5 protein-coding genes are annotated in these 11,625 nt (G+C 40.1%); 2 read left to right on the top strand and 3 right to left on the bottom strand.

Annotated features, from left to right (window positions below; all coding sequences use genetic code 11):
- Positions 1-19 precede the first annotated feature (19 nt).
- Together V7K31_RS29000 and V7K31_RS28995 are read right to left on the bottom strand one after the other, a co-directional pair.
- On the bottom strand, positions 20-3,295 hold the full coding sequence (locus V7K31_RS29000) for a non-ribosomal peptide synthetase (RefSeq protein ID WP_335099433.1): 3,276 nt from the start codon (positions 3,293-3,295) through the stop codon (positions 20-22).
- Between the two features lie 8 nt (positions 3,296-3,303).
- A complete protein-coding gene (locus V7K31_RS28995; protein WP_335099430.1) occupies positions 3,304-7,494 on the bottom strand; it encodes a non-ribosomal peptide synthetase in 4,191 nt (1,396 codons plus the stop codon).
- Positions 7,495-8,145: 651 nt separating this feature from the next.
- Here V7K31_RS28995 and V7K31_RS28990 point away from each other — a divergent pair.
- Together V7K31_RS28990 and V7K31_RS28985 are read left to right on the top strand one after the other, a co-directional pair.
- Positions 8,146-9,801 carry an alpha-keto acid decarboxylase family protein gene (locus V7K31_RS28990; RefSeq protein ID WP_335099427.1) on the top strand — a complete coding sequence of 552 codons (1,656 nt, stop codon included), beginning with the start codon at positions 8,146-8,148 and terminating at the stop codon, positions 9,799-9,801.
- Positions 9,802-9,989: 188 nt separating this feature from the next.
- Entirely contained in the window at positions 9,990-10,340 is a 351-nt protein-coding gene (locus V7K31_RS28985) for a hypothetical protein (RefSeq protein ID WP_335099424.1), read from the top strand.
- Positions 10,341-10,540: 200 nt separating this feature from the next.
- On the opposite strand, the gene V7K31_RS28980 is transcribed toward V7K31_RS28985, so the two are convergent.
- Positions 10,541-11,551, bottom strand: a complete 1,011-nt coding sequence (locus tag V7K31_RS28980) for a cyanophycin synthetase (protein WP_335099755.1) — start codon at positions 11,549-11,551, stop codon at positions 10,541-10,543.
- Positions 11,552-11,625 lie beyond the last annotated feature (74 nt).

Genomic DNA, 11,625 nt, shown 5'->3' with positions numbered 1-11,625 from the left:
TCCCTGACTCAGAGGTTTCTCAAAATTCCACTTCTTCTCGCTGAATTCCTGTAGTTTCAGTCTTATCCACACCTTTTGTCGCCCAACACATTGTGTAAATGTACTTAGCAAGTTGTTCAATAGTTGGTGTTTCAAACAAATTGCGTACAGGTAAATCTATTTGGAAGGTATCACGGATACGGGAAGTTAGCTGAGTCGCTAGTAGAGAATGACCGCCCAATTCAAAGAAATTGTCGTGGACGCCTACTTGCTCTTTTCCCAAGACTTTAGCCCAAATTTGGGCAAGTAACTCTTCGACTTGCGATCGCGGTGCCACATAATCTTGATTATTGAAAGTAATTATATTAGGCGTGGGTAAAGCACGACGATCCACTTTGCCATTAGGTGTTAGAGGTAGATATTCCAATATCATATATGCTCTTGGCACCATGTATTCTGGTAACTTTTCTTTGAGAAATTGACGAAGTAAGGACGCAAAGCTTTGCACTTCTTGCGTCGGTATCTGTTCCTGGTTGGGAACAATATAAGCCACCAAGTACTGCTCATCAGGTACGTTCTCAGCAGCAATGACAACAGTTTCTCTGACTGCTAGATGTTGACTCAACACCGCTTCAATCTCTGATAACTCAATGCGGAAGCCGCGAATTTTTACTTGATTGTCAATGCGACCTAAAAATTCAATATTGCCATCTGATAAATAGCGACCTAAATCACCCGTTTTATAAAGACGTGTTTTGGGATTATTACTAAAAGAATGAGTAATAAAGTGTTCAGCAGTTAATTCAGGGCGATTGAGATATTCTCGCGCCAGCCCCTCCCCACCCATATATAATTCGCCAGTAACGCCAATAGGCACTAGTTGTAAATGGGTATCTAATATATAAATCTGCGTGTTTGTAATCGGGTGACCAATAGGAAAAGATGTGGCTGATTCTGGAAACTCTTCTACGTAATAATAAGAAGAAAATGTTGTATTTTCTGTAGGTCCATAAACATGAATTAAATGCTTTGGCGCACCATATTTGATAACTTTATTAACCCATCTTGTATTAACAGTCTCACCACCAAATAGTAAATATCGTAATGAAGCAAAAGCTTGCGGAACATCTCTGACAATCTGTTGAAACAAGGCGGTAGTCAAAAACAGAACGTTGATACCTTTTTCTCGTAGTTGTAAAGTAAATTCGTGAGATGAAAGGATTACATCTTTACTAATTCCCACAAGTTGAGCGCCGTTAAGTAGCGCTCCCCAAATCTCGAATGTGGCTGCATCAAAGGAAGTATTTGCAGCTTGGGCGATTTTATCAGATGATGACAATTTTATATAGTTAGTATTGCACACTAACCGATTGACAGCTTTGTGAGGTACAGCAACTCCCTTGGGTTTGCCTGTAGAACCAGAGGTGTAAATAACATAGGCTAAATTATCACTATTTAAATCCCTTTTGAGATTGTCTGCCTTTTCTTGGGTAATAATTTCCCAGTCTTTATCTATAGAAATAATTGAATTTGAGAAACCTTCAAAATGCTTGAGCAAGTTTTCTTCTGTCAGCAATACTGAAACTTGTGCATCTTCAAGGATAAAATTTAGACGCTCTTGAGGATAACTAGGGTCTAATGGAACATACGCTCCACCTGCTTTCAGAATGCCTAATAACCCGATGATCATTTCTATAGACTGTGAAATACAAATGCCGACTAAAACTTCTGAACTTACCCCTAATTTTTGTAAGTGTTGTGCGAGTTTATTACTGCGAGTATTTAACTCTTGATAAGTGAGTTGCTCGTTAGAAAAGTTTACTGCTATAGAATCAGGATACTGCTGTACCTTTTCTTCAAACAATTGATGGATACACTTATCTTGAGGATAATATGCGTTAGTATTATTCCATTCCACCAATACCTGATGTAGCTCCAATTTACTTAATAACGGTAAATTTGCAATTCGTTGTTCTGGATTTGTAACAATGCTTGACAATAGAGTTTTAAAATGTTTCAGCAGCCGGCTAATGGTGGCTTGATCAAATAAATCTGTGTTGTAAACCATTACGCCTCGCAGACCTTCAGAATACTCCCAGTTTCCACCCAGTAAGCTCCTAAAATCCTCAGAACACTTCCACAGATGCAGTTCCAAATCAAAGCGTGTTTTTTTAAAGTCAATATTCATAAAGCTAGGTACTAATCCAGGCAGTTCTAGCGCTGACATTGGCGCATTCTGGAAACCAAACACTACTTGAAATAGCGGGTGCTGGCTCAAGTTACGCTCTGGATGCAGTTCTTCAACTAACTTTTCAAACGGTAAATCTTGATGGCTGTATGCTCCTAATGTTACCTCCCGTACTCTGCCTAGTAGTTCCTGAAAAGTGGGGTTTCCAGATAAGTTGCTACGTAGCACCAAACTATTAACAAAAAACCCAATTATGCCTTCAATTTCACTGCGGTTACGGTTAGCAATTGGCGAACCTAGCGCCATATCTTCTTGATGTGTGTAGCGGTAAAGTAATGTTTGAAATGCTGCCACCAATATCATAAATAAGGTGACACCTTCTTGCTGTGACAGCTTTTCTAGTGCATCAATTAGCTTGAGCGGTAACTCTAGAAATTGTGTTGCTCCTTGATAGCTTTGTATAGCTGGTCTTGGTTTGTCAGTAGGCAGATGCAGTATGGAAATAGCCTTTAATTGCTCCCGCCAGTAAGCTAACTGGGTTTGGAGTACTTCTCCTTGCAGCCACTCGCGTTGCCAGTGAGCAAAATCGGCGTACTGAAGAGGTAGTTCTAATAGAGGTGAAGGCTGGTTTTGTGCAAAAGCTGCGTAGAGCGTTCCCAGTTCCCGAACCAGTACGCCCATAGACCAATCATCACAGATAATGTGGTGCATATTCAATAATAGAATATGTTCTGTCTCGCAAAGCACAAGCAGCGTTACTCGCAGCAATGGCCCGGAGGATAAATCGAAGGGATGTTCTATCTCTGCGTTAACAATGCACTTTGCTTTAACCTCTTGTTCATCAGCTGGTAATTGTTGGAGGTTTAATACAGAAAGAGGTATTGTTAAGCTGGGTGCAATCGCCTGTAGGGGTTGCCCATCCAACACAATAAAAGTGGTGCGTAAGGTTTCATGGCGACGCACGATTTCGTTAAAAGTCTGTTCTAGTGCGGCTAACTTCAGCGAACCTGTCAAGCGAATTATTGCCGGCACATTGTAGATAGCATTGCCAGGGATCAACTGGTCAAGGAACCATAGGCGCTGTTGAGCAAAAGATGCTGGAAAGACGAAGACTTCTTCAGAAGACATATTGATCCTTATTTTAATTTTTGTGCTTTCTCAATACAGGCTTTTAACTGTGCGCCAAGAAATTGGATATGGGGTTTTCTCAGCATAGTTAGGTGATTGCCAGGAATATGATGAATTTCCGTTCCTCCCACAATTAGCTGATCCCAACCCATACTCGGATCTTCCTTGGCAATGCTTGATTGAACCTTTGTTCTAAAAAGATTAATTCCTTTAGGGTACGCTTGGGGAACGTAGTTAAGAACTGCTTGGCTATTGGCATAGAAAACACGAAGCATTGGACGAATTGCCAACTCGCTTAAAAATCTTAACTTGGATTCTTCAGATATCAGGTTGACTGTGGCATCCTCTTTTAGGATGAGTTGAGAGAACAGATTTGTTTGGAGCGTTCGCGTTAGCGACTCCCAAAAGGAGTATCGCACAATTTTATTAAAATTAGTCAACCCAGAAGTTAAACTATTAATTCGATTTTTGGTGATAGCGATAATTAGATATAAATAATCGAGGAAAAAAGGCCATATATATCGCACCACTGTAGTAAGCATAAACTTAAAACTATTACTTAAAGAAGGTATATTGCCCGGAATTGGTGCTAAAGTGTCAAGCACAGCAAGTAGAGCCACTTCTTCCCCAGACTTTTGGAGTTGTTGAGCCATTTCAAAAGCAACCCAACCTCCAAAAGACCAACCTCCTAAAAAATAAGGGCCTTTGGGCTGCACTGTACGCAATGCTTCAATATAGTGGGTAGCCATATCCTCAATGCAAGTTAGTGGTGGAGTTTTTCCATCAAGTCCAATGGGTTGTAGCCCATAAAATGGTTGATTTTTTCCCAATTGATGAGCTAATTCGTAATAGGGAAAGACAACACCAAAAATTGGATGAACGCAGAAGAAAGCTGGATTTGAACCAGTAGGCTGAATCGTAACTAAGGGCGACCACGCGAGAGAATCTGTTTCTGAAGATAGAGAAGTTGCTAAACTTTCAATTGTGGGATTTAAAAATAAGCTAGATAGTGGTAATTCACGCTCAAACTGCTTGTGTATCTGCTTCAGTAGGCGTACAGTTAACAGCGAATCTCCTCCCAAGTCGAAGAAGTTATCGTAAATACCCACACGCTCAATATTAAGGACTTCAGCCCAAATTTTTGCCAAGGTTGACTCGGTTGGATTACGAGGAGTGATAAATGTTTTATCTATTAAGCGGCTAGCCAGACTGTCAAGTTCTGTTAGCGCCAAACGATCCACTTTGCTACTAGCTGTAAGCGGCAGAGAATCCAGCACTACAAAAGCTTTTGGGATCATGTATTCTGGTAATTTTTCTTTTAAGAATTTACGTAGTAGAGGCGCGAAATTTTGCGTCTCTAGATTGCGAACAATATAAGCCACCAAGTACTTATCGCCAGATATGTTTTCTTTAACAATGACTACTGCTTTTTGCACACTTTTATGCTGACTAAGCACTGTTTCAATTTCTGACAACTCAATGCGGAATCCCCGAATTTTTACTTGATTATCAATGCGACCTAAAAATTCCATATTTCCGTCTGGTCGATACCGAGCTAAATCACCCGTCTTGTAAAGTCGCGCTGACTTTTTATCACTAAAAGGATTAGGAATAAACTTTTCAGTAGTTAATTCTGGACGGTTAATATAGCCTTGTGCCAATCCCTCACCACCTATGTATAATTCACCAGAAACTCCAATTGGTAAAGGTTGTAAATGCTGATCTAATATATAAATTTGAGTGTTAGCAATAGGGCGACCAATGAGCGGTTTTTCACTAATCAGACTAATCTCTGCAAATGTTGACCAAACCGTAGCTTCAGTAGGCCCATAAGCATTAAAAAATCGACACTGAGAGTTCCACCAACGTTTTACAATATCATCGGTGCAGGATTCGCCTGCACTGATGATAGTTTGCAATGCCGGGAGTGATTCTGTAGGTAGGACTGCTAATACTGCTGGCGGAAGGGTGACGTGGGTAATAGCTTTTTCGCGCAATAATTGGAGCAAAGGTTGTCCGGGTAGAAGAGATTCTTTGTTTGTTAAATAAAGAGTTGCTCCGGTTTGTAGTGCCATGACAATCTCAAAAATTGAAGCATCAAAACTTAATGAGGCGAATTGCAGAATACGGTTACTCGGTTGTAAGTTGAAAACTTCAATCTGAGCTTTTGCTAAGTTAGACAATCCCCGATGCTGGAGCAAAACGCCTTTAGGTTTTCCTGTTGAGCCAGAGGTATAGATAACATAAGCTAGGTTGTCAGATGTTACGCAATTGGTTGGGTTTTCTTGGCTGTGTTGTGTAATAGTTGTCCAATCTTCATCTATACAAATAATTGGATTCGAGAAGTCCTGAAAATGCTTGAGCAACTTTTCTTGTGTCAGCAATACTAAAACTTCTGCATCTTCTAGCATGAAGTTAAGACGCTCTTGAGGTAGGCTCGGATCTAAAGCCAGGTATGCTCCACCAGCTTTGAGGATGCCTAATAGTGCGATGATCATCTCTAGCGATCGCTCTAGGCAAATGCCAACTAAAGATTCGGTTTTTACACCTATTTTTTGAAGATAATGTGCAAGTTGGTTGCTGCGAATATTTAACTCTTTGTAGCTGAGTTGTTGATCGCCAAATACTACTGCGATCGCATCGGGAGTTTTTTCCATCTGCGCTTCAAATAACTGATGAAAACACTTGTTCTCTGGGTAGTCTCTTTTTGTTTGATTCCAATCAATTAATAACTCTTGCCGTTCTCGCACAGTCAGTAAAGACAAATCTGAAAGACGCTGTTCGGGATTGGCCACAACGCTTTCTAGCAGCGTTTGAAAATGTCCCAGCATCCGGGTAATGGTCGTGTGATCAAATAAATCGGTGCTATACACCATTTGTCCTTTCAAACTATCCAAGTCCTGCCACAGATGGAACTCTAAATCAAGCTTTGCGGTTTTGCTGTCAAACTCAAATAGCGAAAGCGTTAACCCAGGTAACTCTAGCGCAACGATTGGAGTGTTTTGCAAACTAAATACAACCTGAAAAAAAGGATGATAGCTCAAATCTCGCTCTGGATGCAGTTCCTCCACTAGCTTTTCAAAGGGCAAATCCTGATGGCTGTATGCTCCTAAAGTTACCTCTCGCACTCGATTTAACAATTCTCGAAATGTCGGGTTCCCTGATAAATCTGTACGTATCACCAAACTATTGACAAAAAAACCAATTAACCCCTCTAGTTCGCTACGGTTGCGATTAGCAATAGGTGAACCAACTGTAATATCTTCTTGCTGCGTGTAGCGATAGAGCAAAGTCTGAAACGCTGCCAGCATTGTCATGAACAAGGTAACGCCTTCTTGGTAGCTCAGTGTCTCTAGCGCTTGAGTTAAAAAATGTGGTAGCTCTAAAAATTGTTTTGCACCCCTGTAGGTAGGAACTGCTGGTCTGAGTCGGTCGCTGGGGAGATTCAGTACCGAAATTCCGTCTAATTGCTTTTGCCAATAAGCTAACTGGGTTTGTAGGGGCGAGGTACCGTTTGCTCCCACTCCTTGCAGCCACTCCCGTTGCCATTGGGCGAAATCTGCATATTGAATGGGTAGTTCTGGTAGGAGGGTAGATATGGAGTCGCTTGTCGTCAGACATCGCTTACCCTCTGCAAAGGCTTTATATAATATTCCCAGTTCTCTAATTAGCACTCCAATTGACCAGCCATCGGCAACAATATGATGTAGATTTACCAGCAACACATATTCTGCTTCATCTAGTTGTAGCAGCTTCACCCGCAGCAATGGCCCGGTGGTGAGATTGAAAGGATGTTGAGCCTCTGCTGTTGCGATTTGCAGGACTTTTGTCTCACGTTCTTGGCTCTGAAAATTGCGTAAATCTATTAGGGGAAGAGGTATGGTTAACCTGGGTGCGTTAGCGCAGCTTTCCGCAGGAATCACCTGCACTGGTTGCTGCTTCACCATAACAAACGTAGTGCGTAAGGTTTCGTGGCGACGTACAATTTCGTTAAATGTCTGCTTTAAGGCGGTGAAGTTGAGGGAACCTGTCAGGCGAAGTGCTGTTGACACATTGTAAAATGGATTGCCCGGTGCTAACTGGTCCAGAAACCACAATCGCTGCTGGGCGAAAGAAGTGGGAAAAACGAAAACCTCTGCTTCTTCAGAAAAATTAAGTTCTTCATCATCTGTGAGACTACTGAGAATATACTGGCTCATAAGTGAAGCATAAGCCCGGATTTCTTATTTGTGATAAATCCGGGAGAAGTGGTACGATAATTATAAGTATTTAATCGTACAAAAACTTTGGACTTGCCGCAGCCCTACAGCTACTAAATATACAAAAACTTTCCATAACACCAAATGCAAAGTTATAAAACATACTTTAACTACTCAGCTTCTACTGATAATAATGCAATGACAGGATATTGGCTGAAGATGCTTTAAATAAATCATTAGCATTTAAAAATAGCTCAATTAGTTTCTAAGTAGTCCCGAAACTGTATGTTGCAATAATGTCAAGTTGAAGAATTGTTATTTGATGTGTGTAAGCTTTTATGGTCAAGCGATCGCTCCAAACATCACTCGCGGGGATTGAACAAGCTTTGGGAGGAGCCTTGCAAAGGAACAACTGATAAGTTATCAAAAATAATCCAAGTTCATCCTCTACCAATGGTAGATGGTAAAAAGTTTAAACCTGTAGAAAATAATAGGTAAATGTGCAAATAAACTTAGTGGCAATCTGAATTTTTATTAATTGGTTCCTTGGAATTGCAATTTCTCGATTCTAAATTTAAGCACCAATATTTTTGTGCCTACTATCAGATAAAAATATTTTAGATCCTAAGAAAATCAATGAAGGCTAAAACAATGACATATTTTACTGTTGGTGATTACCTAGTGCTTCGTCTGGTGCAGATCGGTGTTAAGCATATCTTCGGTGTTGCTGGAGACTACAATATGGAGTTCCTCGACTCTATTGTTAACCAGGATGGAATTGAGTTGATTTCAACCTGTAACGAACTTAATGCATCCTATGCTGCCGATGGCTATGGTCGGATCAATGGTGTTGCAGCGTTAGTAACTACGTTTGGTGTTGGCGAACTCAGTGCTATTAATGGTGTTGCTGGCGCCTACGCCGAACACGTTCCTGTTGTCACGATTACTGGATCTCCTGCTACCAAAATTCAAGCATCTGGTTCCCTTGTTCATCATACACTTGGTACTGGTGATTTCTCTATGTTTGCCCGAATGTATGAAAAGGTAACGGTGGCTCAAGCATATTTGACAATAGAGAATGCAACAGCAGAAATTGACAGAGTTTTAGGTATCTGTCTTCTCTATAAATTACCTGTTTACATCTCCATACCGATGGATGTTGCTAAACACAAAGTAGCTATACCGTCTGATTCATTGATACACCCTGTATTCCAAAGCGATCGCGCTACTTTAGTTGAGGCAGTTGATGCCTGTGTAACTATACTGGAGAAAGCCCAGAAACCAGTGATTATTGCTGATGTTGGTGTGGAGCGTGAGCGTCTGCATGAGGAATTGCGAGAGTTGCTGGCAGTTACCGGATACCCTTATGCCACCATGAACATGGGAAAAGGACTGCTGGAGGAAACACACCCCCAATTTATCGGTATATATAATGGTGCTGCCAGTGAGGATTATGTGCGAAAACGTATTGAGGAGGCAGATTGCGTCTTGAGTATTGGTGCTTTGATGACTGATTTCAACACCGGCAAGTTTTCTGCCAAACTTGAGCAAGGTCGAACTATTGAAGTGCATGGGCACTATCTAAAGATTAAACGTGCGCTATACAACAATGTAGCAATGCGGGATGTGTTATCTGCTTTAAGCAAACGCTTGCAGCGCCGCGATGCTCAAACGTTAGACTTCAAGTCTGCGATGGAGAATTTGGATGCTGGCTTCACGACTCCCTTCAATCCTAAAACGGATGCGGCTATTACACAAAAGCGTTTTTGGTATAGCCTAGCTCATTTCCTCAAAGAAGATGACATTATCGTTGCTGAGACTGGAACTTGTCTATTTGGAGCCTCAGTAATTCCTTTGCCAAAAAGAAGCACCTTCGTTGGGCAAGTCCTTTGGGGTTCGATTGGCTATTCAGTTGGCTCATTACTTGGCTGTTGCGTCGCAGCGCCACAACGACGAGCTATTCTGCTAGTAGGTGACGGTTCTTTTCAAATGACAGCACAAGAACTGTCAACAATATTACGTTATGACTTGAAGCCAATTATTTTTCTGATTAACAACGATGGATATACCATAGAGCGTGATATACACGGTGCAACTATGCCATATAACGACATTCAACGGTGGAATTATCACAAGCTCCATGAAATTTTTGCTAATAATGGTTGGGGCATTAAAGTAACCACTGAGTCTGAGTTAGAGTCAGCATTGCAAAAAGCCGAGCAAAATCGACACCAACTTGCTTTCATTGAGGTCGTGATGGACAAAATGGACAGCCCAGAAATTCTTTTGAAGATGTTACAAAATTAGGCTTAAGAATTTAAACAGAAAAAAATATTAGCACTCAAGACTTGTTAGTGCTAATTTCTGACTGAGGTTTTATGCCTATGATATAGACCAAAACTATACTTTTTCTAGATGCTTTAGTTACTTGTCAGGTATTATATTATAAAAAACTAAAGCTTTACTGTAAGTAATTTCAAACTGGGAGTACTAGCATGAAATACACTTTTGATATTGTAGGCGTATCTCCACTTTTACAGTTTTTTAATCATCAACAGCAAAATGGGCAAAAACCACCCCACCAAGGCGTGGAATACTTGGGAATGCATACGTGTACACTAGATACGTTTCTAAAATCGGTGGAATCAGTTCCAGCAAAGTGGGGTTGGAATCTGGATAAAGTGGTAGATACCGTGATTCAGTTTTGGTTGAACAACTCAGACAGCATTCGTTATTGGAAAGTACGTTTAAGTGATGCTGGTAAGGATAATTTATTAGTCACAAGATTGGCAGATATAACTGCCTTACAAGCTGAATTTGAATCCCTACTAGATAAGGAGTGGTGAAGAGATATAGCGTTTCCTAATAAAAATGAGGTACAGCTTAACCTCACCCCGATAAAGAATAAGCTTTATCTCCTCTCTCCTTATTAAGAAGAGGGGTTGGGCTGAAGTTTTGATATGTACTTCAACCTGGGAACCGCTATAGATAGAATTGAAAAAGAATTCAAGAGCGGAGCAGGAATTGCTCCGCCAAAGCGTCAAAATTAATGCTTTTCTCTGTGATTCTCATTTTCAAGTGCTTTGAGAACTTTGAGATATAAATTTTCTACTCTCTTGGTCTGAACTTCACCAAATGATGCATAGTGAGTTAAGCTAGGAGCGCCATTTACTTCAATGATCGTATAATCTACTATTGGTGAGGTTATATCACTAGTAAGAATATCCACACCTGCTAATCTCAATTCCATATCTTTTGTAATACTTACTGCTAATTTTTGAAAATCAGGATGAATATTTTCCGTGAAGTCTATTGCCTCGCCTCCAGTCGATAAATTTGCATTGTCTAAAAGATAGACTAGATTATTCTTGGGTATAATACTATTAAAATTTAGCTTCCGTCTTCGCAAGTTTTTTTTGATTCTGTAATCTTCAAAATCTATAATTTCTTTTCTACGATTTTTGATAAAAGTTTCCTCTTTCTGTTGCATAAGTTCCAAAACATTAGATTGGCCATCTCCGATTATAAATAGAGGAATTCTTTGATATGCCGAAACTACTTCATCATCAAGTACTACAATTCTATAGTCATTGCCACTATAGAATCGCTCAACAATAAATCCTGAGATTTTTTGCAAGATTTTCTTGGCTGCTTGATAGTATTCTTGCTTATTGTGAACCTTTGTAACAAATACTCCTTGACTGAGATTAATCGGCTTGACAATTACGGGAAATCCCAACTCTTTAGCATAATAGAATCCTGCATCTCTATTCCTGGAATTAGCTATTTCTTCGCATAATTCTTCACTAAAAAATGTTTTTCCTTCAGTAACCTTATAGCCAAATTTATTCAGAAAAAAGCTCGAAACTCCTTTGTCTTTAGCTATTGCTACTGAACCAGAAGAATTAATACTAAATCTGCTAGTACGAAAAAAGGTTTTATTGCCGTTTTTAAAGGTAATCAGTCCCATGAAGGTGCATTCTGGGTCTAATAAAACTACTGCTCCTATTTCCTCTGCTACTTTTTGAATTATTGATGTTATCAAGGGTATTTCCATCATTATAACTATAATTAATTTTATGAGAAGATATTAACTATTCTCAGGTAGTTAGTCAAGACATTTTAAATTAA

Source organism: Nostoc sp., assembly GCF_036917675.1.
In the GTDB taxonomy this organism is placed as follows: Bacteria; Cyanobacteriota; Cyanobacteriia; order Cyanobacteriales; family Nostocaceae; genus Nostoc.
Note: the sequence above shows the minus strand (reverse complement) of the source record. Positions and strands in the feature narration are given on the sequence as shown.